This window comes from Catellatospora sp. IY07-71 (assembly GCF_018326265.1).
GTDB lineage: Bacteria > Actinomycetota > Actinomycetes > Mycobacteriales > Micromonosporaceae > Catellatospora.
In genome coordinates, this window is the sequence record NZ_AP023360.1 from 2,303,179 (window position 1) to 2,327,458 (window position 24,280).

Annotated in this window: 16 protein-coding genes; 11 read left to right on the forward strand and 5 right to left on the reverse strand. The window is 71.9% G+C overall.

Features of this window, described 5'->3' with window-relative positions; translation table 11 throughout:
* Positions 1-6: 6 nt before the first annotated feature.
* The 3 genes from CS0771_RS10460 to CS0771_RS10470 form a co-directional block, all read right to left on the reverse strand.
* A complete protein-coding gene (locus tag CS0771_RS10460; RefSeq protein ID WP_212840799.1) occupies positions 7-183 on the reverse strand; it encodes a DUF6104 family protein in 177 nt (58 codons plus the stop codon).
* Positions 184-255: 72 nt separating this feature from the next.
* A complete protein-coding gene (locus tag CS0771_RS10465) occupies positions 256-3,981 on the reverse strand; it encodes a multifunctional oxoglutarate decarboxylase/oxoglutarate dehydrogenase thiamine pyrophosphate-binding subunit/dihydrolipoyllysine-residue succinyltransferase subunit (protein WP_212840800.1) in 3,726 nt (1,241 codons plus the stop codon).
* Positions 3,982-4,157: 176 nt separating this feature from the next.
* The gene (locus tag CS0771_RS10470) at positions 4,158-4,835 is read right to left on the reverse strand and encodes a hypothetical protein (RefSeq protein WP_212845756.1); all 678 of its coding nucleotides are present in this window, start codon (positions 4,833-4,835) and stop codon (positions 4,158-4,160) included.
* A gap of 79 nt (positions 4,836-4,914) precedes the next feature.
* On the opposite strand from CS0771_RS10470, the gene CS0771_RS10475 reads away from it, so the two are divergent.
* The 7 genes from CS0771_RS10475 (at position 4,915) to CS0771_RS10505 (ending at position 13,599) form a co-directional block, all read left to right on the forward strand.
* Entirely contained in the window at positions 4,915-5,655 is a 741-nt protein-coding gene (locus CS0771_RS10475; RefSeq protein WP_212840801.1) for a GNAT family N-acetyltransferase, read from the forward strand.
* A 9-nt stretch (positions 5,656-5,664) separates the two neighbouring features.
* The gene (locus CS0771_RS10480) at positions 5,665-6,486 is read left to right on the forward strand and encodes a 1-acyl-sn-glycerol-3-phosphate acyltransferase (protein ID WP_212840802.1); all 822 of its coding nucleotides are present in this window, start codon (positions 5,665-5,667) and stop codon (positions 6,484-6,486) included.
* A gap of 281 nt (positions 6,487-6,767) precedes the next feature.
* Complete coding sequence (locus CS0771_RS10485; RefSeq protein ID WP_346112187.1) at positions 6,768-7,454, forward strand: response regulator transcription factor; 687 nt, start codon at positions 6,768-6,770, stop codon at positions 7,452-7,454.
* A gap of 56 nt (positions 7,455-7,510) precedes the next feature.
* Positions 7,511-9,046, forward strand: a complete 1,536-nt coding sequence (locus CS0771_RS10490) for a cell wall metabolism sensor histidine kinase WalK (RefSeq protein ID WP_212845757.1) — start codon at positions 7,511-7,513, stop codon at positions 9,044-9,046.
* Positions 9,047-9,138: 92 nt separating this feature from the next.
* On the forward strand, positions 9,139-10,683 hold the full coding sequence (locus CS0771_RS10495) for a S1C family serine protease (protein ID WP_212840803.1): 1,545 nt from the start codon (positions 9,139-9,141) through the stop codon (positions 10,681-10,683).
* 215 nt (positions 10,684-10,898) lie between these two features.
* Positions 10,899-11,549 carry a hypothetical protein gene (locus tag CS0771_RS10500; protein WP_212840804.1) on the forward strand — a complete coding sequence of 217 codons (651 nt, stop codon included), beginning with the start codon at positions 10,899-10,901 and terminating at the stop codon, positions 11,547-11,549.
* Between the two features lie 133 nt (positions 11,550-11,682).
* Positions 11,683-13,599 (forward strand): PD40 domain-containing protein, encoded by a 1,917-nt coding sequence (locus CS0771_RS10505; protein ID WP_212840805.1) that lies wholly within the window; start codon positions 11,683-11,685, stop codon positions 13,597-13,599.
* 120 nt (positions 13,600-13,719) lie between these two features.
* Here the strand turns inward: CS0771_RS10505 and CS0771_RS10510 are convergent, their stop codons facing one another.
* The gene (locus tag CS0771_RS10510; protein ID WP_212840806.1) at positions 13,720-16,899 is read right to left on the reverse strand and encodes an efflux RND transporter permease subunit; all 3,180 of its coding nucleotides are present in this window, start codon (positions 16,897-16,899) and stop codon (positions 13,720-13,722) included.
* 307 nt (positions 16,900-17,206) lie between these two features.
* Here CS0771_RS10510 and CS0771_RS10515 point away from each other — a divergent pair, with 307 nt between their 5' ends.
* The 4 genes from CS0771_RS10515 (at position 17,207) to CS0771_RS10530 (ending at position 23,513) form a co-directional block, all read left to right on the forward strand.
* On the forward strand, positions 17,207-17,920 hold the full coding sequence (locus CS0771_RS10515; protein WP_212840807.1) for a response regulator transcription factor: 714 nt from the start codon (positions 17,207-17,209) through the stop codon (positions 17,918-17,920).
* The gene (locus tag CS0771_RS10520) at positions 17,917-19,389 is read left to right on the forward strand and encodes a HAMP domain-containing sensor histidine kinase (RefSeq protein ID WP_244870724.1); all 1,473 of its coding nucleotides are present in this window, start codon (positions 17,917-17,919) and stop codon (positions 19,387-19,389) included. The genes CS0771_RS10515 and CS0771_RS10520 overlap by 4 nt, the downstream gene beginning before the upstream one ends.
* 569 nt (positions 19,390-19,958) lie before the next feature.
* Positions 19,959-22,562, forward strand: coding sequence for a chitinase C-terminal domain-containing protein (locus CS0771_RS10525; RefSeq protein WP_244870725.1), 2,604 nt, complete (start codon positions 19,959-19,961; stop codon positions 22,560-22,562).
* A 135-nt stretch (positions 22,563-22,697) separates the two neighbouring features.
* Complete coding sequence (locus CS0771_RS10530; RefSeq protein WP_256442799.1) at positions 22,698-23,513, forward strand: patatin-like phospholipase family protein; 816 nt, start codon at positions 22,698-22,700, stop codon at positions 23,511-23,513.
* 105 nt (positions 23,514-23,618) lie between these two features.
* Here CS0771_RS10530 and CS0771_RS10535 read toward each other — a convergent pair whose 3' ends face one another.
* Positions 23,619-24,224: an HdeD family acid-resistance protein gene (locus CS0771_RS10535; RefSeq protein ID WP_212840808.1), complete on the reverse strand. Its 606-nt coding sequence runs from the start codon at positions 24,222-24,224 to the stop codon at positions 23,619-23,621.
* Between the last annotated feature and the right edge of the window lie 56 nt (positions 24,225-24,280).

The window sequence follows — 24,280 nt, forward strand, 5'->3', positions numbered from 1 at the left end:
ACGCCGCTAGTCGTCGTCCTCGTCGAGGCGTGCCAGCCAGGTCGCGAAGCGCTCGACGGGGATCTCGAACTCGGGGTTCAGGTCGATGAAGTCGCGCAGGCGCTCGGCCAGCCACTCCAGGGTGACCTCCTCGCCGCCCCGCCGCTCGACCAGCTCCTCGATGCCGCGATCGGTGAAGTACATGTCGCCTCCTCAGAAAGACCGCCGTCCCCGCCCCCGCGCGGCGGAGTCGGGGACGGCGGTCGTCACCAGTGTTCAGGAGCGGGGGAGCGCCGCCTCCAGCAGCGCGGCCTGCTCGACGTCGTGCAGCTTGGTGGAGCCGACGGCCGGGGCCGCGGCGGCGGGGCGGGAGATGCGGCGCATGCGCACCCCGTCCAGGTGCTCCAGCAGGTTCAGCGCGACGAACGACCAGGCGCCCTGGTTGGCCGGCTCCTCCTGCACCCAGCAGAAGTCCTCGGCCGCGGCGTACTTGGCCAGCTCGGCCTTGAGCTCCTCGACCGGCAGCGGGTAGAGCTGCTCCAGGCGGATGATCGCGGTGTCCTCGACGCCGCGCTCCTGCCGCGCCTGGACCAGGTCGTAGTAGACCTTGCCCGAGCACAGCAGCACGCGCTTGACCTTCGCCGGGTCGAGCTGCCCGGTCTCGCCGATGACCGGCTGGAACGTGCCGTTGGTGAAGTCGGCCACCGGCGACACCGCGAGGCGGTGGCGCAGCAGCGACTTCGGCGTGAAGACCACCAGCGGCTTGCGCTTGCCCGACAGCGCCTGGCGGCGCAGCAGGTGGAAGTGGCTGGCCGGGGTGGACGGGATGGCGATGCGCATGTTGTCCTCGGCGGCCAGCTGCAGCCAGCGCTCCGGGCGGCCGGAGGTGTGGTCCGGGCCCTGGCCCTCGTGGCCGTGCGGCAGCAGCAGCACCAGGCTGGACTGCTGGCCCCACTTGACCTCGCCGGAGCTGATGAACTCGTCGATCACCGACTGGGCGCCGTTGACGAAGTCGCCGAACTGCGCCTCCCACAGCACCAGCGCGCTCGGGTCCTCGACCGAGTAGCCGTACTCGAAGCCGAGCGCGGCGTACTCGCTCAGCAGCGAGTCCTGCACGTGGAAGCGGGCGTCGTCGCTGGCCACCGCGGTGGCCGGGAGGAAGTCGCCGCCGGTCTGCGCGTCCACGATGGCCGCGTGCCGCTGCACGAACGTGCCGCGCCGGGAGTCCTGGCCGGACAGGCGCACGGTGACGCCCTGCGCGAGCAGCGAGGCGAACGCGATGATCTCGCCGAAGCCCCAGTCGATGTCGCCCTCGACGGCCATCTTGGCGCGCTTCTCCAGCAGCTGCTGGATGCGCTTGTGCGGGGTGAAGCCCTCGGGCAGCGCGGTGTGCGCTTCGCCGATGCGGCGGACCAGGTCGGCCGGGATCGCGGTGGCGACGGTCGGCTCGGGCACCACCTCGCGGGCCCGGGTCAGCCGGCTGGACACCCCGGCGACCGCGTCGCGGGTGGCCTTGAACACCGTCTCCAGCTGCGTCTGGTAGTCGCGCAGCGCCTCCTCGGCGCCCTCGACCGTGATGTCGCCGCGGCCGATCAGCTCCTCGGTGTAGAGCTTCCGCACCGAGCGCTTGGCGTCGATGATCTGGTACATCAGCGGGTTGGTCATCGACGGGTCGTCGCCCTCGTTGTGCCCGCGGCGGCGGTAGCAGACGAGGTCGATGACCACGTCCTTGTTGAACTCCTGCCGGTACTCGAAGGCGAGCCGGGCCACCCGCACGACCGACTCGGGGTCGTCGCCGTTCACGTGGAAGATCGGCGCCTGGATCATGCGGGCCACGTCGGTGCTGTACAGCGAGGAGCGGCTGTACTCCGGGGCGGTGGTGAAGCCGACCTGGTTGTTGACGACCACGTGCACGGTGCCGCCGGTGCGGTAGCCGCGCAGCTGGGACAGGTTCAGCGTCTCGGCGACCACGCCCTGGCCGGCGAACGCGGCGTCGCCGTGCACCAGCAGCGGCAGCACGGTGTAGCCGTGCAGGCCGAGGTCGAGCCGGTCCTGCTTGGCCCGGACGATGCCCTCCAGCACCGGGTCCACGGCCTCCAGGTGCGACGGGTTGGCGGCCAACGACACGGTGGTGGAGAACTGCCCGTCCGGCGAGGTGAACTTGCCGGTCATGCCCAGGTGGTACTTGACGTCGCCGGAGCCCTGCGCGGTCTTCGGGTCGAGGTGGCCCTCGAACTCGCCGAAGATCTTCTCGTACGGCTTGCCGACGATGTTGGCGAGCACGTTGAGCCGGCCGCGGTGCGCCATGCCGATGACGACCTCGTCCAGCCCGCCCTCGGCGGACGCCTGGAGCACCTCGTCGAGCAGCGGGATCAGCGACTCGCCGCCCTCCAGCGAGAAGCGCTTCTGGCCGACGTACTTCGTCTGCAGGAAGGTCTCGAAGGCCTCGGCGGCGTTGAGCCGGCCCAGGACGTGCTTCTGCTCCTCCGGGGAGGGCTTCTCGTACTTGCGCTCCACCCGCTGCTGGATCCAGCGGCGCTCCTCCGGGTCGGAGATGTGCATGTACTCGACGCCGACGCGGCGGCAGTACGAGTCGCGCAGCACGCCGAGGATGTCGCGCAGCTTCATCTTGTCCTTGCCGGCGAAGCCGCCGACCGGGAAGGCGCGGTCCAGGTCCCACAGGGTCAGGTCGTGCTCGCGCACGTCCAGGTCCGGGTGCTTGCGGATGGTGAACTCCAGCGGGTCGGTGTCGGCCATCAGGTGGCCCCGGACCCGGTAGGAGTGGATCAGCTCGATGACCCGCGCGGCCTTGTCGATCTGGCCCTCGGAGGTGTGCGTGATGTCGCGGACCCAGCGCACCGGCTCGTACGGGATGCGCAGCGCGGTGAAGATCTCGTCGTAGAAGCCGTGCTCGCCGAGCAGCAGCTCGTGCATGACCTTGAGGAACTCGCCGGACTGCGCGCCCTGGATGACCCGGTGGTCGTAGGTGCTGGTCAGCGAGATGACCTTGCTGACGGCCATCTCGGACAGCTGGGTCTCGCTCATGCCGGCGAACGGCGCCGGGTACTCCATCGCGCCCACGCCGATGATGGCGCTCTGGCCCTGCATCAGGCGCGGGATCGAGTGCACGGTGCCGATGCCGCCGGGGTTGGTCAGCGAGATCGTGGTGCCGCTGTAGTCGTCCATGGTCAGCTCGTTCTTGCGAGCCCGGCGCACCACGTCCTCGTACGCCTGCCAGAACTGGCGGAAGTCCATCTGCTCGGTGCCCTTGATCGAGGGCACGACCAGCGTGCGGGAGCCGTCCGGCTTGGCCAGGTCGATGGCGATGCCGAGGTTCACGTGCTCCGGCACGATCATCGCGGGCTTGCCGTTGACCTGCCCGAAGTGGTTGTTCATCTCCGGGTGCATGGAGATCGCCCGGACCAGGGCGTACCCGATCAGGTGGGTGAAGCTGACCTTGCCACCCCGGCCGCGGGTGAGGTGGTTGTTGATCACGATGCGGTTGTCGGACAGCAGCTTCGCCGGGACGGCGCGCACGCTGGTCGCGGTCGGCACCTCCAGCGAGGCGTCCATGTTCTCGACGATCTTCGCGGCGATGCCGCGCAGCGGCACGGCCGTGGTGCCGGCCGGCGCCCCGGTGGCGGCGGGCTTCTCCGCGGGCTTGGCCTGCGCGGGAGCCGGCTTCGCGGCGGCGGTCGCGGCGGGTGCGGCAGCCGCGGGGGCGGCGGCGGTCGCGGCCGGAGCGGCGGGCGCGGCAGCGGGCTGGGCGGGCGCGGCCTTCGCCGGGGCCGCGGCCTTGGCCGGGGCGGCGGGCTTGGCGCTGTCGGCCGGCTTGTAGTCGGCGAAGAAGTCGTGCCACGCCGGGTCGACGCTGGTCGGGTCGGCGAGGTACCGCTGGTACATCTCCTCCACGATCCACTCGTTGGGACCGAAGCTCGCCAGTGGGTTGTCCTGAACTGAGCGGCCGGTCGGGCCGGTGCCCGAGGTGTGCTGGGTCGACACGGGTGTTTTCGCCTCTTCCGCACGTGTTTAACGAGAACTCAGAAAACCGGGTCCCAGGCTACGCGGTGCGCTGGGGGGCGGCACTCGCGGCACGGCTCCGTGTCGCATGCCACACGCCGTCCTTTGCGCGACACTACGCCGAGCGCGAAACCGCAGGCCGCGCGTCGGCGGCGGGGTCAGGCCGCGACCGCGATCCAGGTCGCCTCGGCGCGCGCCAGCAGGGTGCCGTCCGGGGCGTAGAGGCTGGAGCGGACCAGCGCCTTGCGGCCCTCCCGGTGCACCGGCTGCCCCATCACCACGCACTCGTCGTCGGGCTCCGGCAGCGCGTCCACCGCGACCGCGTAGCGGCCGAGCACGAAGGCCTCGTCCCGGTCGATCACCGCCCAGCCGCCGGGGCAGTCCAGCGCCGCCCAGACCACCGTCTCGGACACGTCCGGGGGCGCCACGAAGGTCGCGGCGGTGCGGCCGTCGGGCAGCCGGCCCGGGAAGATCCGCAGCCCGTCGGCCCGCTGCGGCCCGCATACGAAGCAGGTGGGAAACGGGTGATCGGTGTGGCCGGCATAGCGGCCGGTGGCGGCCAGCGCCTCGGTGCGGCTCACCGCGGGCACCGCCGGGATGTCGCCGGTACGCCGCACCGCGCCCGCCACGAGCGCCCCCTCCGGATCCTGCACGGCCCACCCGGCGTCGGTGGGCACCACGGCCAGCGGGGTCTCCAGCGGCGGCGGCTTGCGCAGGGTCACCTCGACCAGCCCCACGCCCGGCCCGATCGCGGCCGCGACCAGGCCGCTCGTCCAGCCGCCGTTGCCGGAGCCGGGCGGTCCGTTGTGCCGTCCGTCGATCACCAGCGAGGTCATGCCCTCCAGCCTCTCACTCTTCACGTCCCGGCCACCCGGCACGGGGCCAGGTGTCAAGCAGGGCTTCTACACAGGGCACATGACGACGATGTTGTTGACCGCCGCCCCCACCGGCTACTCCGCGCTGATCGCGGGAGACGCGGCCACGGTCGAGGCGGCGCAGCGGCTGCGCTACCGCGTGTTCGCCGACGAGATGGGCGCCCAGCTCGCCGGGGACGGCGGCCTGGACGTCGACGAGTTCGACGCGTACTGCGACCACCTGGTGGTGCGGGAGGACCGCACCGGCGAGGTGGTCGGCACGTACCGCCTGCTGCCCCCGCAGCGGGCCAGCTGGCTCGGCCGCCGCTACGGCGACGGCGAGTTCGACCTGTCCGCGCTCACCGTGCTGCGGGACCAGCTCGTCGAGGCCGGGCGCAGCTGCGTGCACCCCGACCACCGCACCGGCGCCGTGATCAACCTGATGTGGGCGGGCATCGCCAAGTATCTGGAGCGGATGGGCCACCGCTGGCTGTCCGGCTGCGCCTCGGTGCCACTGGCCGACGGCGGCACGCAGGCCTCGCAGGTGTGGGACCTGGTGTCCCGCAAGCACCTGTCGCCGCCGCAGCTGCGGGTGCAGCCCCGCCTGCCGTGGGTGCCGCAGGAGGTGGCCAAGCCCGCCACCATCGCGGCCGCCCCGGCGCTGCTGCGTGGCTACCTGCGGCTGGGCGCGTGGGTCGCGGGCTCCCCGGCCTACGACCCGGCGTTCGGCGTGGCCGACTTCTACGTGCTGCTCGGCGTGGACCGCATCGACCCGCGCTACCTGAAGCACTTCTCGGCGTAGGCGGCATCGATGACCACCACCCCCCTGGCGGCGAGCCTGCCGTCGGCCGCACCGCCTGCCGCCCGGCCGGCGCCGTCCCGGCGGATCCCTGCGGATCAGCTGTGGCGGCCCGTCGCCGAGTGCGGCCGGCAGTGCGGGTGCGACGGCGGGCCGCGCGTCGGCCGGGCCCGCCGGGCGCTGCGCACCATGGCCGGGCTGGTCATGCTCACGCTCGGGGTGCTGCTGCCGTGGCGGGCGGATCTGCTCGCCCGCGCGCTGCTGCGGGCGCTGGGCATCCGGCTGCGGGTGACGGGGGCGGACCTCGCCCCCGGCGCGCTGCTGGTCGGCAACCACGTCTCCTGGCTGGACATCGTGGTGATGACGGCGCTGAGCGGGCCGCGCGCGAGGCTGCGCATGGTCGCCAAGACCGAGGTCGCCGGGTGGCCGGTGATCGGGCGGATCGGCCGCCGGCAACGGACGATCTTCGTGGACCGCGCCCGGCCACGCGCCCTCCCCGGCACCGTCGCGCAGGTCGCGGCGGCGTTGCGGGAGGGGTACACGGTGCAGGTGTTTCCGGAGGGGACCACCACCTGCGGCCCGCACCCGGTGCCGTGGCGGGCGGCGTTTCTGCAGGCGGCGATCGACGCCGGGGCCCCGGTGCAGTCGATCACGCTGCGGTACACCCATCCGGCGGCCGGGTTCGTGGGCGACGACACGCTTGTGGAGTCACTGCGCCGGGTGCTTGCCGCACGCGGGCTGTCGGTGGCGGTCCTGCTCGGCGCGCCCCGGCCCGCCGACGCCCCCCGCCGCGACCTGGCGGCCCGGCTGTCCCACACCGACGCGGTCGCGTGACCGGTCCGTCGCGCCGCCCGCCGCCCGCCGCCCGCCGCCCGCCGCCCGCCGCCCGCCGCCCGCCGCGCGCGGTGCGCCGCCGCGCCGCTTCAAGATCGCTGGTTCGTGTCGAAAGGTTGAGTCCGGCCCGAGGAATTGACACGAAACGGCGATCATGACCGGTTTTGCGAAGCGAGGGCGGGCCGAATTCAGCTGATTCGCCGGAATATGTCGTCGGATTCACAGGAAGCGTTCAGGATATCCACAGCGCCTGGGAAAGAACCGGGCGCAGGATGGATGACATGCCTGAGGCGAACCTGCTCGTGGTCGAGGATGACCCCAACATCCTCGAACTGCTGTCTGCCAGCCTGCGCTTCGCGGGATTCGAGGTCAAGGCGGTGGGCGACGGCGCGACCGCGCTCGACGCCGCCGCCAAGGTGCGGCCGGACCTGGTCGTCCTCGACGTCATGCTGCCCGACCTGGACGGCTTCGAGGTGATCAAGCAGCTGCGCCAGGACCGCGGCCGGGTGCCGGTGGTCTTCCTGACCGCGCGCGACGCCACCGACGACAAGATCCGCGGGCTGACCCTGGGCGGCGACGACTACGTCACCAAGCCGTTCAGCCTGGAGGAGCTGACCGCCCGCATCCGCGCGGTGCTGCGGCGCACCAACGGCGACTCCGGCTCGCCCCGGCTCACCTTCGCCGACCTGGAGCTGGACGAGGAGACGCACGAGGTCCGCCGGGCGGGCAACCTGGTGCAGCTCTCGCCGACCGAGTTCAAGCTGCTGCGCTACCTGATGCTCAACCCGAACCGGGTGCTGTCCAAGGCGCAGATCCTCGACCACGTGTGGAACTACGACTTCCGGGGCGACGACAACATCGTCGAGTCGTACATCTCCTACCTGCGGCGCAAGGTGGACAACGTGTCGCCGCGGCTCATCCAGACCCTGCGCGGCGTCGGGTACGTCCTGCGCAAGCCGGCGTCGTGAAGCTGCCGCAGCTGACCCGGGAGCAGCCGCTGCGGATCAAGCTGGTGGCGTACACCATGCTGCTGCTGGTGCTCGCCATCGTGCTGATCGGCGTGGCCAGCCACATGGCGATGCGCCGCTACCTGTCCGAGAAGCTGGACAACGACCTGACCGAGGCGACCAGCGCGCTGCAGAACGGGACCGAGACCGCGGCCACCAACCCCGGCGACACCCAGCTGTTCCTGCCCAGCGACTTCGTGGTGGCCCGCGAGGTGCCGCGGCCGGGCGGTTCGGCCTGGAAGTGGAGCTTCCCGTACACCGTGACGGAGCGGGACCTGCCGGAGGCGGCCACGCCCAAGGACCTGCGCTCCCGTGTCGGCGAGTTCTTCACCGTCAAAGCTCGCGACGGCGCGCCGCACTGGCGCATGCTGGTCGGCGAGTCGAAGGTCAACGGCGTCAGCCAGCTCACCGTGGTCGCCGAGCGGACCACCACCATCGACGCGGCGCTGCACCGGCTGCTGTGGATCAATATCTACGGCGGCGCGGCGGTGCTCATCCTGGCCGCGATGATCGGCACCGAGCTGGTGCGCCGCAGCCTGCGGCCGCTCGCCGCGATCGAGAAGACCGCGGTGGCGATCGCCGGCGGCGACCTGACCCAGCGCGTGCCCGACCCCGAGGAGGGCCACGCCCGGCCCCGGACCGAGGTGGGTTCGCTGGCCCGCGCGTTCAACTCGATGCTGGCCCAGATCGAGAGCGCGTTCACCGCGCGGGCGGCCTCGGAGACCTCGGCCCGCGCGGCCGAGTCGGCGGCGCGCGACGCGGCGGAGGCGGCCCGGGTGTCCGAGGGCCGGGCCCGGCGCTCCGAGGAGAAGATGCGGCGCTTCGTCGCCGACGCCTCGCACGAACTGCGCACGCCGCTGACCACCATCCGGGGCTTCGCCGAGCTGTACCGGCAGGGTGCGGCGCGCGAGCCCGAGCAGACCGCGTCGCTGGTGAAGCGGATCGAGGACGAGGCCCGCCGGATGGGCCTGCTCGTCGAGGACCTGCTGCTGCTGGCCCGGATGGACCGGGAGCGCCCGCTGCGCCCGGCCCCGGTGGAGCTGCGCGTGCTGGCCGTCGAGGCGGTCCAGGGCGCGCGGGCCGTGGACCCGGAGCGGCCGATCGAGCTGACCGTCGCGCCCGACGCCGGGCACCTGGTGGCGGCCGGGGACGACGCCCGGCTGCGGCAGGTCATCGGCAACCTCATGAGCAACGCCATGGCCCATACGCCGCCCGGCACGCCGGTGGAGTTGCGGCTGCGCCGCGAGGCGGAGCAGGCTGTGGTGGAGGTGGCCGACGAGGGCCCCGGCCTGGACGCGGCGCAGCAGGAGCGGGTGTTCGAGCGCTTCTACCGCGCCGACCCGGCCCGCACCCGGCGCGCCGACGGGCAGGTCAGCACCGGACTCGGCCTGGCCATCGTGGCGGCGCTGGTGGACGCGCACCACGGCTCGATCGAGGTGGACAGCGAGCCCGGCAAGGGCGCGGTGTTCCGCGTACGGCTGCCGCTCGCCGAGGTCGCCGACGAGGTGGACGAGCCGGTCGACGCGGGTATGCCACGGCAGGTGGACGCATGATCCACGCGCGCGACTCGTAACCGGGTCCGACTCACAGACAAGTTCCAGAGCCAACCCAGAACAGACGCAGCGTCGCACGGAAGACTGAGGACATGAGCGAGTTCGACAAGCCCCAGACCGCAGCGCAGCCCGGTGAGCCCGGGTACGGCGCCGTACCCCCGCGGCCGGAGGCGACGGCCGAGACCGCACCGGCCACCCCTGCTCACGCGGCGGCCGAACCGAGCCTGCCGGTGGAGCCCGACGCGACCGCGGCGACCTGGCCGCAGCCGCAGACGCCGGCCGAGCCGGTCACCGCGCAACTGCCGCAGACCGCCGGCCAGCCCGCACCGGCCGGTCCGCAGCCGCCCGCACCCGCGGGTCACGCGCAGCCCGGGGGCTACCCGCAGCCCGGGGGCTACCCGCAGGCCGGGGGTCACCCGCAGGCCGGGGGCTACCAGCCCACGCACGGCCAGCCGGTCAGCAGCCAGCCCGTGTCCGGCTACCCGACCAGCGGCTACCCGGCGAGCGGTTACCCCGGCAGCGGCTACCCGACCAGCGGCTACCCGGTGACGGGGCAGCCCGCGTACGGCCAGCCCGCCTGGACGCCGCCGGGCACGCCCCGCAAGAGCGTCGGCGGCACCATCGCCAAGGTGGTGCTCGGCACGACGGCCGCGGTGCTGCTGGCGCTGGGCTCCGGCGTGGCGGGCGCGGTGATCGCGACCCGGTTCGCCGAGGACGGCAAGATCACCGTGTCGTCCGGCACCACCGCGGCCGCGCCCGTGGTCGACCGCTCGTCGCTGTCCGGGGTCGCGGCCGCGATCCAGCCCAGCGTGGTGAACATCAGCACCGGCTCGGGGGAGGGCTCGGGCATCGTGCTCACCGAGGACGGCTACATCGTCACCAACAACCACGTGGTCGCCAACGCCGGCAAGGACGTCACGGTCACCCTGTCCACCGGCAAGAAGGTCCCGGCCACGGTGGTCGGCACCGACCCGCGCACCGACCTCGCCGTGGTCAAGGCGAACACCACCGGCCTGAAGCTGGCCGCGTTCGGCAACAGCGACCAGGTCGCCGTCGGCGACACCGTGCTCGCCGTGGGCAGCCCGCTCGGCCTGCGCGGCTCGGTCACCGCGGGCATCATCAGCGCCCGCGACCGCACCATCTCGGTGGGCGAGGGCCGCTCCACCTCGCTGTCCGGCCTGCTGCAGACCGACGCCCCGATCAACCCGGGCAACTCCGGCGGCGCGCTGGTCAACACCAAGGGCGAGGTCATCGGCATCAACACCGCGATCGCGACCAACGGCAGCAGCGAGGGCAACATCGGCGTCGGCTTCGCCATCCCGAGCAACAAGGCCAAGGGCATCGCCGAGCAGATCATGAACGGCAAGCCGGTGAGCCACCCGTACCTGGGCGTCTCGGTCACCGCGGCGAACGAGGGCGGCGCCTCCATCAGCGCGGTCACCGAGGGCAGCCCGGCCAACAAGGCGGGCCTGCAGAAGGGCGACATCATCAGCAAGTTCAACGGCAAGATCATCAACGACTCGGATGACCTGGTGTCAGCCGTCCAATCGGGCACCGTCGGCCAGCAGGTGACGGTGGAGTTCACCCGAAACGGCGAGGCCAAGACGGCAACGGTGACGCTCGGCGAAGCGTCCTAATAGCAGCGCACAGGATCTGTGCCTCCTCCCCACCCGGCGGCGGGTGACGGTGACCATCGGGGTTGGTCACCGTCACCCGCCGCCACCTTTGTGCGACCCGACCGCCCGCGCCGGTATGGATCTAGATGAATTGTGGTCGTTCCGGCGACCACAGTTCATCTAGATCCACTGGGGCTGCCTTGACCGGGCCGGGGTGGAGCCCGTAGAAAGCGCGGATGCGTGTTTCCGAGGTGCCCATGCCGGCGGTGATCGCCGCCCGGCCGCGGGACGGCCGCGGTTATCCGGTCCCGGCGATCACGCCGTGGGAGGGCGGGGAGCCGCGGTTCGCGTCCACCGGGACCGCTCGCACCTACATCTGCGCCGTCGAGCGGCGCTGCTCGGTGTGCGGCACCGTGATGGCCCCCGGGCCGGTATGGCGGGTGGTCGCCGCCGCCGAGGCCGAGGCGATCGGCGCGGCGCTTGCCGCCGGTGTGCCCTACCGCAACCAGGCCGCCACCGTCGAGGCGCCCGGCCACCGCACCTGCATGCTGTACGCCGCCGTGACCTGCCCGTACCTCGCCTTCGCGACTGCCCGGCGGGGCGCCGCGGCGCTCACCCCGACGCTGGCCGCCGAGCGCGGCGAGCGCCGCCAGGAGGGCGGGGCCGTGGTCGGCTTCGACGCGTACGAGTTCCGCCTGCAGGGCGACGTGGTGCTGTTCCGGTTCGGCGGGGTGCACGAGTTCCTGCCGCACCGGGAGGGCGCCGAGCAGCTGGCCGCGCTGCGCGAGGCGCTCGCCGCCGAGGACGGCACCGCACCGTCCGTAGTGGACTATCTCGGCACGGACGAGGACTCGGCCGAACGGCGGTGCCGTGAGCTGCTCGGCTGACCAGGCCATGGCCGCTCGGCCACCGTCGTCTGTGGACACCCTGCTCAGTGGCGATTACAGCGGGTTACAGGGTTTTTGAAGACCGTACGCGCATGATCCTGTCCTGACCCTGAGGTTCTGGAGAGAGTTGAACATGCGTACACGGTCCATCCGCAGCGGCGCCGCCGGCGCGGCGATCCTCACCGCCTCGCTCGCGCTCGTCGCGGCCTGCAACGGCAAGACCCCTGCGCCCGGGACGTCGGCGTCGCCGTCCGGGCAGGCGCAGCCGTCCGCGGCGAGCATCAAGGCCGGCGCGCTGCTGGTGTCCGACGGCGGCGAGGGTGTGACCATCGACGGGCGGAAGGTCGCCCTGCCCGGCCCGGTGCGCGACGCGGTCTGGTCGCCGGACGGCAGCCGGATCGCCTTCGTGCTGGGCGACGGCGTGGTCGCGACCGCCCGCCCCGACGGCTCGGACGTGCTGCGGCTCACCGAGGGCAAGGCCGGGGTGAAGGCGAGCGGGCCGGCGTGGACCGACCACGGCACCACGATCACGTTCACCGAGCGGGTCGGCTCGGGTAGGGCGAAGCTGGTGGAGGTGCCCGCGCGGGCGCCGGGCAAGCAGTTGGACAGCGGGGCGACGGAGGGCGCGGGCAACTCGGCGCTGAGCGTGAGCGCGGTGGACAGCGGCGCGGCGGATGTCGCGTACCAGCACCAGGGTGCGTCCGGCCCCGAGGTGTGGATCGCCGACCTGAACCAGCGCGACCCGTCCCCGATGAAGCTCGTCGCCGGGTCCGACCCGGCACCGTCGCCCGACGGCGAGCGGGTGGCGTTCATCGGCAAGAACGGCCAGCTCAGCGTGATCGCGGCGAAGTACGGCGCGAAGCCGGTGCAGGTGACCTTCGGGGCGGCCAAGCCCACGGATCCGGTGTGGACGCCGGACGGCCGGAGCATCGCCTACCGCACGGACGGCGGCATCGAGTCGGTCGCCGCGAGCGTCAAGGCGGGCGCGAAGGAGAACCCGGCGACCAAGCTTTCGGACATCGCGGGGGTGCCGAGCCTGCTGGGCGCGCCCGCCGACCGGGTGGTGCGGATCAAGGGCACCGATCCGGTGGGTACGGCGATCGCGGCCTCGCACGCCCGCTGGGCGACGCAGTCCAGGCAGTTCATGATGTGCGAGTGCCCGGCGCTGGCGTTCTCGGCCGTGCTGGTCGCCGCCGACGACGCCGACGCGGCCCCGGTCGCGGCGGCGCTGGCGAACCGCAACCCGGTGTTGTTCACCGGCGGCGCGACGCTCGACGCGCGGACCGAGCAGGAGCTGGCCCGGCTGTTCGGCAAGGTCGGCAAGGGCATGGGCAACCCGACCGTGCGGCTGGTCGGCGACGCCTCGAAGATCCCGGCCGCGATCGAGCAGCGGCTGAAGAAGCTCAACTACCTGGTGGAGCGGGTCACCGGCGACCGGTTCGCGCTGGCGGCGAAGGCCGCGTCCGAGTATCCGGGCCGCATCCTGCTGGTGTCCGCGGCGGACCGGGCCTCGGTGACGGCGGCGTCCACGATCGCCGACAGCGACGACGCGGTCCTGCTCACCGACCGCGGCACCATGCCCGAGGCCACGGCGGCATACCTGACCCACCAGCAGTCGCAGGGGCTGGACACGGAGGTCTACACGATCGGCGCGGACGCCGCCAAGGCGCTGGCCGCGATGCCGGGCCGCAAGCCGAAGCCCACCGCCGCGGTCGTGGGCGACTCGGACGCGGCGACGGCGGTGCTGGTGGCGCAGCGGTTCGTCACCCAGGCGCACGAGGTGGTCCTGGTCGACGCGGCCGCCGGGCCGGACGCGGTGGTGGCGTCGACACTGGGCGGCTGGAACACGGCGGTGCTGGTGATCGACCCGAAGGCGGGACCGGCCGAGACCGTGCGGGCGTTGCTCGACGCGTCGGCGTCCGGCATCTCGACGGTCTGGGTGGTGGACACCGCCGGCGCGGTGAGCGACGAGACCGCCGGCCGCTACGGCACGCTGATCAGCGGCCCGCTCGGCTTCACCACCGCCGACAACGCGAAGCTCGCCGGCTGAGCGCAGACTCCGAACGTTAGGAAGGGCACCTTCTACATCGCAAAGCGATAAGAAGGTGCCCTTCCTTCGTGGGCTGCCCGTCCCGGGGAGGCGGCCCCGGGACGGGCAGGGTTCATGGCGTCAGCGCAGGGCTTCGGCCAGTTCCTCGCCGAGGCCGGTGGTCGGCTCCTCGGTGCGCTGCTCGTGGCGCGGGGCCGCGTGCTTGGCGGTGCCGCCGCGGCGGCGCTTGACCCGCAGCTTGAAGCCCTCGACCAGGGAGTAGAGGACCGGCACCAGGACCAGGGTGAGCAGCGTCGAGCTGACCAGGCCGCCGATCACGACCACGGCGAGCGGCTGCGAGATGAAGGCGCTCGACTCGGTCAGGCCCAGCGACATCGGCAGCAGCGCGAAGATGGTCGCCACGGCGGTCATCAGGATCGGGCGCAGCCGCCGCCGGCCGCCCTCGATGATCGCCTCGCGGACGCCGTAGCCGTCCTCGCGGTACTGGTTGATCAGGTCGAGCAGCACGATGGCGTTGGTGACCACGATGCCGACCAGCATCAGCAGACCGATCATGGCGGCCAGGCCGAGCGGCTGCCCGGTGATCGCCAGCAGGCCCAGCGCACCGGTGGCCGCGAACGGCACCGAGATGAGCAGGATCAGCGGCTGCACCAGCCCGCGGAACGTGGCGATCATGATGATGAACACCAGCGCGATGGCGACCAGCATGGCCAGCCCCAGGTCACCGAAGGCGTCCTGCTGGGCCTCGGTGACGCCGCCGATGGAGTAGGACGCGCCCTCGGGCAGGTCCAGGCTCTTCAGCTTCGCGTCCAGCTTGGCGTTGATGGTGCCCAGCGCCTCCTGGCTCGGGGTGCCGGTGACCTTGGCCGTGCGGACCTGGTCCACGCGGTTGATCTGGGCGGGTCCGGCCACCGTGGTCACGTCGGCGACGTCGTCCAGGGTGACGCCGGGGCCGATCGGCAGGGCGCGCAGCGCGGCCAGGTCGGCCGGGGCCGCCCCGGTGCGCAGCACGACCGGCTGCTCGATGCCGTTGATCACGACGCGGGTGAGCGTGGTGCCCCGGAACGCGTTGCCGACCAGCTGGCCCAGCGCGGCGTCGGACAGCCCGGCCCGCGCGGCGGCGGGACGGTCCAGCGCGACCTGCACCTGCGGGGTGCTGGCGGCCAGGTCGCTGTCGACCTCGGTGACGCCCTCCAGCTCCGAGACGGCGGTGCGGATCTGCTCGGCGGCGGCGCGCAGCGTCTGCTCGTCCGCGGCCTCGACCGCGACCTCCAGCCCGTTGCCGCCGAAGCCGCCCTGCACGGCGCCGACCACGACCTCGCCGACCTGGCTGTCGTCCAGAGCGTCGATCTTGTCGCGCAGCGAGTCGGTCAGCGCCTGCTGGTCGGTCTCGCTCTCCGAGGTCACCTGGAAGCGGGCGCGGGTGGTGTCGGCGCCGCCGCCACCCCCGAACAGGCCGCCACCGCCACCGACGGTCACCTGGTACGACTTCACGCCGTCGGTCTCGTCGAGGATCTTCTCGACCCGCTTGGCGGCCTCGTCGGTCGCGGCCAGCGAGGTGCCGGTGGGCATGGTCTGGGTGATCGCGAACGAGTTGCCGGAGCTCTCGATGAAGCTGGTCTCGATGCGGCCGGCCAGGTAGCCGGTGCCGATCATGATGCCGAGCGCCATGATCACGGTGAGCAGGCGGTGGCCCAGCGACCAGCGCAGCACCGGGACGTACACCCGCTGCAGCGGGTTGCGCAGCTCCTTGGCCTCGGCCTGGACCCGGATCGACTCCAGCTCCGCGGCGGTGCCCTGCGGGGCCTTGAGGAACCAGTACGCCAGCACCGGCACGATGGTCAGCGACACCAGGAGCGAGGCCAACAGCGCCGCGGTCACGGTCAGGCCGAACGGGCCGAACAGCTGGCCGACCATGCCGCCCACCAGCGCCACGGGCAGGAACACCGCGACCGTGGTCAGCGTCGAGGCGGTGACCGCGCCGGAGACCTCCCTGACGGCGGTCAGGATGGCCTGCCGCTTGGGTTCGCCGTACTCCAGGTGGCGCTTGATGTTCTCCAGGACCACGATCGAGTCGTCGACCACGCGGCCGATGGCGATGGTGAGACCGCCCAGGGTGAGCAGGTTGAGCGAGTAGTCGCCGGCCCACAGCGCGATCAGCGCGATGACCACGGAGACCGGGATCGACACGGCGGTGACCAGGGTCGAGCGGACCGACAGCAGGAAGACCAGGATCACCAGCACGGCGAAGGCCAGGCCCAGCGCGCCCTCGGTGGTCAGGCTGTCGACCGAGCGCTCCACCTCGGGCGCCTGGTCGAAGATGACCTGCAGGTCGCCGCCGGAGCCGAGCTGCTGCTCCAGGTCGGGCAGCTTGTCGTTGACCTGGTGCGAGATCTCGACGGCGTTCGCGCCGGGCAGCGCGGTCACGCCGACGCCCAGGCTCGGCTTGCCGTTGGTGCGGGTCAGCGTGGTCGCGGCGGCGGGCGCCGAGGTGACCGTGGCGACGTCCTTGAGCTGCGGCAGCGCGGCCGGCTTGGCGCCCGCGGCGGGCTTGGCGGCCGGCTTGAGGTAGAGGTCGCCGATCTGCTCGACGGTGGTGAAGCGGCTGCCCACGGCCACCGAGTAGGTCATGCCGCCGTCGGCGATCACGCCGCCCGGCATGCTGATGCCGTTGGCGGTGAGCGCGCCGGTGACCGCCTGCGCGGTCAGCCCGGCAGCGGCCAGCTTCGCCGGGTTCAGGTCGATGGTGACCTGCGGGGTGCGGTCACCGGTGAGGGTCGCCTCGCGTACCCCCTCGATGTTGTTCAGGGCCGGCAGGACCGACGCCCGCACGCGGCGGGCCAGCTCCTGGTCGTCGCCGCCGCCACCGCTGGCGGCCAGCTGGATGACCGGGATGTCGTCGGTGCTGCCCGCGAAGACCGTCGGGTCCACGTTCTGCGGCAGGCGGCTGTCGATGCGGGCCAGCGCCTGCTGGATGTCGCCCTCGACCTGGTCGATGTCGACGCCGTAGTCGAAGTTGACCCAGACCGTGGCGGAGCCGTTGCGCGACGCCGAGGTCACCATGGTCACCCCGTCGACGCCGGCGACCGCCTGCTCGATCGGCACGGCCACCTGCTGCTCCACGATCTCCGGCGTGGCGCCCGGGTAGGCGGCGATCACAGAGACGCTGGGGAACTGCAGATCCGGGAACATCTGCTGGCGCAGCTGCGGCAGCACGAAGGCGCCCGCGCCGAGGATCGCCACGGTTATCAGCGCGACGAGCCCGCGGTTGGCGAGGCTCAGCCTGGCCAGAAAGGACATGACGACTCCAGGAGCTTCACGGTCGAAGGTATGGGGGAATGACGACCGCCGCAGTCAACCAGGCCAACGCGCAGGAACTGTGAACTGAAGCTGAAAGCAGGCCGAAAGCCGCTCGCAGATCCGTGCTCCATGGAGTTGTCGGGGGTGACAGGGGGATACGAGGCTCCACGATACGCAGCACCGCCCGGCGAACCGGTTCAAAACGGGCGTGACGCGTATGACTTTCAGCATTTATTCGGGATTCCTGCAGGGCGCATGCGGGACGGCTCGGGCACACTTGCCGCACTCGACGATGGGAGAGCGGGCGATGAAGCCGGAGAAGGGCGAACAGCGGCGGCTGCTCGTGGTCGACGACGAGCCCACCATCGTGTCGCTGCTGTCGGCCAGCCTGCGCTTCGTCGGCTTCGAGGTGCGCACCGCCGCCACCGGCGCCGAGGCACTCGCCGTGGCCGCCGAGTTCAAGCCCGAGCTCCTGGTGCTCGACGTGATGCTGCCCGACTGCGACGGCTTCGAGGTGGTCCGGCGGCTGCGCGCGAACGGCGCGCACGTGCCCGTGCTGTTCCTGACCGCCCGGGACGGCGTCCAGGACAAGATCACCGGGCTGACCGTGGGCGGCGACGACTACGTCACCAAGCCGTTCAGCCTGGAGGAGGTCGTCGCCCGGATCCGGGCCGTGCTGCGGCGCACCTACGCCGGGGTGGCCGCGCCCGCGGACGACTCCACGCTGCGCTTCGCCGACCTCGAACTCGACGAGGAGACCCACGACGTGCGCCGCGGCGGCAAGCTGGTGCGGCTCAGCCCGACCGAGTTCAAGCTGCTGCACTACCTGATGGTCAACGCCGACCGGGTCGTCTCCAAGGCGCAGATCCTCGACCACGTCTGGCGCTACGACTTCGGCGGCGACGCCCGCATCGTCGAGTCCTACATCTCGCTGCTGCGCCGCAAGGTGGACATCGTCGACCCACCCCTGATCCACACGCTGCGCGGGTTCGGGTACTCGCTGCGGCTGCCCCGGTCGTGAAGCGCCTGGTGCGCGGGCCGAAGCGCTGGTCCCTGCAGGCGCGGCTGCTCGCGGGCGTGCTGGCGCTGGTCTGCGCCGGGTTCGTGGTCGCCGACATGGCCAGCGTCGCGCTGCTGCGCATGTACCTCGTCGAGCGCATCGACGAGCAGCTGCACCTCACCATGCAGCAGCTGGTCAAGCTGGAGCCGGCCGACGTCACCGACGCCGAGGCCGAGCTGCTGTCCCAGTCCAGGCGCAAGGGCAAGACCTACTTCGACGCGTACGTGCTGGAATTCCTCGACGAGAACGGCAGGCAGCAGGTCCGCTACGCGGGCGGCGACGAGCAGCGCGGCGGGCCCGCCCTGCCCGCGCTCGACATCGCCTCGGTGCGCCAGCGCGCGGGCACCCCGTTCTTCGTGCCCAACGCGGAGTCCTATCACCGGCACCCCGGCTACCAGGTGCTCGTCGGCGAGCGGGAGAGCGGCAAGGGCAGCGTCGTCATCGCGTACGACCTCACCGGCGTCGCCAAGACCATGGGCCGGCTCGGCGCGATCGAGATCGCGGTGACCCTCGCCGTGCTGGGCCTGGCCACCGCGCTCGGCGTCTGGGTGATCCGGATGAGCCTGCGCCCGCTCACCGAGGTCGAGCAGACCGCCGAGAAGATCATCGCCGGGGGCGACCTGTCCCGCCGGGTGCCCGAGCAGGCCGGCACGCGCACCGAGATGGGCCGGCTGTCGCGCACCCTCAACACCATGCTCACCCAGATCGAGGGCTCGTTCGCCGAGCGTACGGAGTCCGAGGCGCGGCTGCGCCGCTTCGTCGCCGACGCCTCGCACGAGCTGCGCACCCCGCTCGCCGGCATCCGCGGCCTCGCCGAGCTGCACCGGCAGGGCGTCGTCACCGACCCCGCCGAGGTGTCCGCGCTGCTCGCCCGCATCGAGACCGAGGCCACCCGGATGGGCCTGCTCGTCGAGGACCTGCTGCTGCTCGCCCGGCTCGACGAGCAGCGCCCGCTGCGCAGCGAGCCCGTCGACCTGGTGCCGCTGGCCGCCGATGCGATCGAGGCGGCGCAGCTGCGCGACCTGGAGCGGCCGCTGCGGCTGGAGCTGCTCGACGGCGAGCCGCCCGTGGTCCGCGGCGACGAGGACCGGCTGCGGCAGGTCGTCACCAACCTGGTCGGCAACGCGCTGACGCATACGCCCGCCGGGACGCCGGTCACGGTCCGGGTCGGCGTCGAGGGCGACCGAGCGCTGCTCGAAGTCGTCGACCGCGGCCCCGGTCTCGCGCCGGAGCACGCCGAACGGGTCTTCGAGCGCTTCTACCGCGCCGACCCGGCGCGAGCGCGCGACCACGAGCGTTCTCCCGCGGCCGGTTCCGGGCTCGGCCTGTCCATCGTGGCCGCGCTGGTCACCGCCCACGGCGGCGACGTCTGCCACCGGGCCACCCCCGGCGGCGGCGCCACCTTCCGGATCACCCTTCCCCTGGCCTGACACCCGCGCCGCACCCTGCCTGCGTGGCGCCGAGCCCCGTGCGGCGGCTGACCTTCGAAGATCGCTGGTTCGTGTCGAAACCTGTGGTCCAGCCCCACTTTTGGACACATACCGCCGATCATGGGTGGCCGCCCGGTCGCGTGTGGGGAGGGCTGCGGTCGGATGATCGCGGTCTCGTGTCGGAATCTGTGGTCTGGCCCCACTTTTGGACACGAAACGCTGATCAATGGGCCGCCGCCCCCGGTGCCCGGCGGGCGGGCCGGGCCGGATGATCGCGGTCTCGTGTCCCAACCTGGGGTCCAGCCCCACTTCCCGACACGAACCGCCGATCATCCCGGCGGGCACCCGAAACCCTCGCGTTGATCACGGCGCCAGGGTCGCGACACGCCGTCGAACCCGTCCATAAGTTCATGATCAACGCGTAAGGGGGCGGGGTGGGGGATGGACCTTAAGGGTGGGTTAAAGATGGGGGGAGGGCTCTTGTGTGGTCGGGGTCACGGGATTAACTTTTAGCAAACTTAACTAACGGTTTCCCTGTGATTGCTGAGCCGCCCACCAGGAGGGTGATCGTGCAACGTAAACCGCTACTCAATCTCTTCGTCGCCACGGCGACGGCGCTGGTCGGGACCGCCGTGGCCGTCGCGGTCGCGGGCACCGCCGGTGGCGCCGTGGTGGACCACAACGCCTGCCGGCCGGACGGTCTCTATCAGACCCCGAACGTGGCCGTGCCCTACTGCGACGTCTACGACACCAACGGCCGCGAGGCGATGGGCGCCGGTCACCCGCGCCGCATCATCGGCTACTTCACGAGCTGGCGCACCGGCAAGAACGGCGCCCCCGCCTACCTCGCGAACCAGATCCCGTGGACGAAGATCACGCACATCAACTACGCGTTCGCGCACGTCGACGGGACCAACAAGATCTCGATCGGCGACCCCACCGCGGCGAACAACGCGTCCACGAACATGACCTGGCCCGGCGTGGCCGGTGCGGAGATGGACCCGGCGTTCCCCTACACGGGCCACTTCAACCTGCTCAACAAGTTCAAGAAGCAGTACCCGGACGTCAAGACGCTGATCAGCGTCGGCGGCTGGGCGGAGACCGGCGCGTACTTCGACGCCAACGGCACCCGGATCGACTCCGGCGGCTTCTACCGGATGACCACCAACGCCGACGGCTCGGTCAACACGGCGGGCATCAACACGTTCGCCGACTCGGTCGTGTCGTTCCTGCGCACGTACGGGTTCGACGGCGTGGACATCGACTACGAGTACCCGACGTCCAACAAGGACGCGGGCCACCCGCTCGACTTCGCGCAGTCCAACGCGCGCCGGGCCGGCCTGAACGCGTCGTACCAGGTGCTGATGAAGGCGCTGCGCGAGAAGCTGGACACGGCCGCCGCGAGTGACGGCAAGTACTACATGGTCACCGTCGCCGCTCCGGCCTCCGGCTGGCTGCTGCGCGGCATGGAGTCCTACCAGGCCACGCAGTACCTCGACTACATCAACATCATGTCGTACGACCTGCACGGCGCCTGGAACCAGTACGTCGGCCCGAACGCGTCGCTGTTCGACGACGGCGCAGACAACGAGCTGACCGCGGGCGGCGTGTACAGCGCCTACTCCGGCATCGGCTACCTCAACACCGACTGGGCGTACCACTACTACCGCGGCGCGGTGCAGAGCGGCCGGATCAACATCGGCGTGCCGTACTACACCCGCGGCCACAAGGACGTCACCGGCGGCACCAACGGCCTCTGGGGCACCGCGGCGAAGACGGCGAACTGCCCGATCGGCACGCAGAGCCCGTGCGGCAACGGCGCCATCGGCATCGACAACCTGTGGCACGACCTCGACCCGCAGGGCAACGAGGAGCCGGCCGGCTCGAACCCGATGTGGCACGCGAAGAACCTGGAGAACGGCATCGCCGGCTCCTACCGGACGGCGTACGGGCTCACCCCGGCCACCGACCCGAACGACAACCTGACCGGCACCTACACCCGCCACTACTCGTCGACCCTGGTCGCGCCGTGGCTGTGGAACGCCACCAAGAAGGTGTTCCTGTCCACCGAGGACGAGCAGTCGATCGCGGCCAAGGCCGACTACGTGGTCAACCGCGGCATCGGCGGCATCATGATCTGGGAACTGGCGGGCGACTACGCCTTCGACACCGCGGCCGGTGAGTACCGGATGGGCAACACGCTCACCAACACCATCGCGTCGAAGTTCGCCAGCGCGTCGCCGTACGGCGCCAGCCGGTCCAACACCGCGCTGCCCGCCCAGACGCTGAACGTGGACGTGTCGCTCGGCCAGTTCGCGCTCGGCGACTCGAACTACCCGATCAACCCGAAGCTGAAGCTGACCAACAACTCCACCACCACCATCCCCGGCGGGGCGACCCTGGACTTCGACTACGGCACCTCGGCGCCGGGCACGATGAGCCAGCAGTCCGGCTGGACGATGACGGTCACCCCCGGCCACACCGGCAACAACGTCGGCGGCCTGAAGGGCGACTTCCACCACGCGAAGGTGACGCTGCCGAGCTACCTGTCGGTGGCGCCGGGCGCGAGCGTCGAGATCACGCTGAACTACGTGCTCCCGATCGGGTCGCCGTCCAACTACACGCTCACCTTCGGCGGCCAGACCTACAACCTGTCGGTCAACCGCGGCCGCGGCGGGGTCACCCCGTCCGGCACGGCCTCGCCGAGCACGCCGACCTCGCCCAGCGCGTCGCCGAGCACCCCGGCCACCTGCACCGACCCGGCGTGGGTCGCCACGCAGGTGTACACCGGCGGCAACCGCGTCTCGCACAACGGCCGGTCGTGGCGGGCGCAGTGGTGGACGCAGAACGAGACGCCCGGCGTCGCGTCGGTCTGGGTCGACCTCGGCCCGTGCGCGGGCGGCAGCGCCTCGCCGTCGTCCTCGCCGAGCGCGTCGCCGTCGCCGAGCCGCAGCACCTCGCCCAGCCCGAGCGTCTCGCCGAGCGCCAGCGCGTCGCCGTCGGCCAGCCCGTCGACGTCGCCCGGGGCGTACCCGGCCTGGGCGCCGAACACCTACTACGCGGCGGGTGTCCGGGTCACCTACGGCGGCCGCACCTGGCAGTGCCGCCAGAACCACACCTCGCTGGTCGGCTGGGAGCCGCCGAACGTCGGCGCCCTCTGGCTGGCGGTCTGAAACCGGCCCGTCCCGGCGCGCCCCCCTTCCAACGGCGCGCCGGGACGGCCCTCCATCCCGCGCAACTGTGATGCCGGTCATCGTCTGAGCAGGTCTGACAGCTCAGACGGGGCCGGCATCCGGCATGATGACGGCGTGGGAACCACCGCGTTCGTGTTCGGCGGCGGCGGCGTGCTCGGCGCCGTCGAGGTCGGCATGCTGCGCGCGCTGTTCCGGGCCGGCATCCGCCCGGACCTGGTGACGGGCGTGTCCATCGGCGCGGTCAACGCCGCGCTGCTCGCCGCGCACCCCGAGCCCGAGGTCACCGACAAGCTGGTGCGCCTGTGGGCCACCCCCGAGATGAACGAGGTGTACGGCGACTCGGTGCCGCGCCAGCTGCGCCGCCTGGCCACCCGCACCCACCTGCACTCGCCCGCCCCGCTGCAGCGGGTGCTGGAGCGGTCGATGCGGTCCGGGATCACCTTCGCCGACATGGCCGTGCCGCTGCACCTGTGCGCCGCGAACGTCGAGCGCGCCGAGGCGCACTGGTTCAGCGAGGGCCGCGTGCTCGACGCGGTGCTGGCCGCGGCCGCCCTGCCCGGCCTGCTGCCCCCGGTGGAGCTGGGCGGCGAGCACTACCTCGACGGCGGCCTGGTGGCGTATCCGATCACGCGGGCGATCGAGCTGGGCGCCGACGAGGTGTTCCTGCTGCAGGTGGGCCGCCTGGAGCGCCCGCTGCAGCCGCCGCAGCGCCCGTGGGAGGCGACCAACGTCGCCATGGAGATCGCGCGCCGGGTCCGCTTCACCCGCGAGCTGGCCGCCGTGCCCGAGGGCGTGCGCGTGCACGTCCTGCCCGGCGGCGCCGGCGCCGACGAGAGCCCGTGGGCGTACCGCGACGCCGCCGCCGTGGGCCGCCGCGTCAGCGAGGCCTACGCCGCGTCCCGCGACTACCTCGCCGCCGTCGGCCGCTGACCGACCCGACCCCCTGAAGATCGTCCGACTTGCCTGGCAGGTGGGCGTATCTTGAGTCGCCATACCCCCATGTGCCTGGCAAGCCGGACGATCAACGGCGGGGGGTCAGGCGACGCCGGGGATCATGGGGCCGGAGGTGGTCTTCTTGGCCGAGCGGCCGGAGGCGATGCCTAGGACGAGCTGGATGATGCCGAGGGCGATCAGCCAGAGGCCGGCGATCCAGACGAGCACGGTCAGGGTGGGGCCGGGCCAGAGGAAGAGGATCAGGCCGGCCACGATGCTGAGGACGCCGAGCAGCACGGTGCCGATCTTCGGCCAGGTGCCGTGGGTGCGGGCGAAGCCGGTGACGATCTCGGCCACGCCGCCGACGATCCAGACGATGCCCAGGATCGCGGCGAGCACGGTGACCGTGCCGGTCAGGTGGCGCAGGCACAGGATGCCGACGATCACGTAGAGCACGCCGACCACCGCGATCAGGGCGCGGTGCCCGCCGCTGACGCCCTTGCTGGTCAGGCCCTCCGCGACGCGGAAGATGCCGACCAGGATCAGCCAGATGCCGAGCAGCGTGACGAGGAAGAGCAGCGTCTTGTCCGGCCAGAAGATGAGGAAGAGCCCGGCGGCCAGCGACACGAGCCCGCCGAAGATCGCCATCCGCTTGAACGACTGCAGTGCCGCGGTCTCCAGTGCGGCGTCTCCGTACGGATCACTCATGATGGGAAGATATCTCGCAATATCCCAGAATTCTCCCTTTTCGGATGAGTAGCCTC

What these genes read in the sequence shown, in the direction of transcription:
- CS0771_RS10460 (WP_212840799.1), bottom strand. Translation starts at nt 183, where the DNA reads ATGTACTTCACCGATCGCGGCATCGAGGAGCTGGTCGAGCGGCGGGGC.
- CS0771_RS10470 (WP_212845756.1), bottom strand. Translation starts at nt 4,835, where the DNA reads ATGACCTCGCTGGTGATCGACGGACGGCACAACGGACCGCCCGGCTCC.
- CS0771_RS10475 (WP_212840801.1), top strand. Translation starts at nt 4,915, where the DNA reads ATGACGACGATGTTGTTGACCGCCGCCCCCACCGGCTACTCCGCGCTG.
- CS0771_RS10480 (WP_212840802.1), top strand. Translation starts at nt 5,665, where the DNA reads ATGACCACCACCCCCCTGGCGGCGAGCCTGCCGTCGGCCGCACCGCCT.
- CS0771_RS10485 (WP_346112187.1), top strand. Translation starts at nt 6,768, where the DNA reads ATGCCTGAGGCGAACCTGCTCGTGGTCGAGGATGACCCCAACATCCTC.
- CS0771_RS10490 (WP_212845757.1), top strand. Translation starts at nt 7,511, where the DNA reads ATGCTGCTGCTGGTGCTCGCCATCGTGCTGATCGGCGTGGCCAGCCAC.
- CS0771_RS10495 (WP_212840803.1), top strand. Translation starts at nt 9,139, where the DNA reads ATGAGCGAGTTCGACAAGCCCCAGACCGCAGCGCAGCCCGGTGAGCCC.
- CS0771_RS10500 (WP_212840804.1), top strand. Translation starts at nt 10,899, where the DNA reads ATGCGTGTTTCCGAGGTGCCCATGCCGGCGGTGATCGCCGCCCGGCCG.
- CS0771_RS10505 (WP_212840805.1), top strand. Translation starts at nt 11,683, where the DNA reads ATGCGTACACGGTCCATCCGCAGCGGCGCCGCCGGCGCGGCGATCCTC.
- CS0771_RS10510 (WP_212840806.1), bottom strand. Translation starts at nt 16,899, where the DNA reads ATGTCCTTTCTGGCCAGGCTGAGCCTCGCCAACCGCGGGCTCGTCGCG.
- CS0771_RS10515 (WP_212840807.1), top strand. Translation starts at nt 17,207, where the DNA reads ATGAAGCCGGAGAAGGGCGAACAGCGGCGGCTGCTCGTGGTCGACGAC.
- CS0771_RS10535 (WP_212840808.1), bottom strand. Translation starts at nt 24,224, where the DNA reads ATGAGTGATCCGTACGGAGACGCCGCACTGGAGACCGCGGCACTGCAG.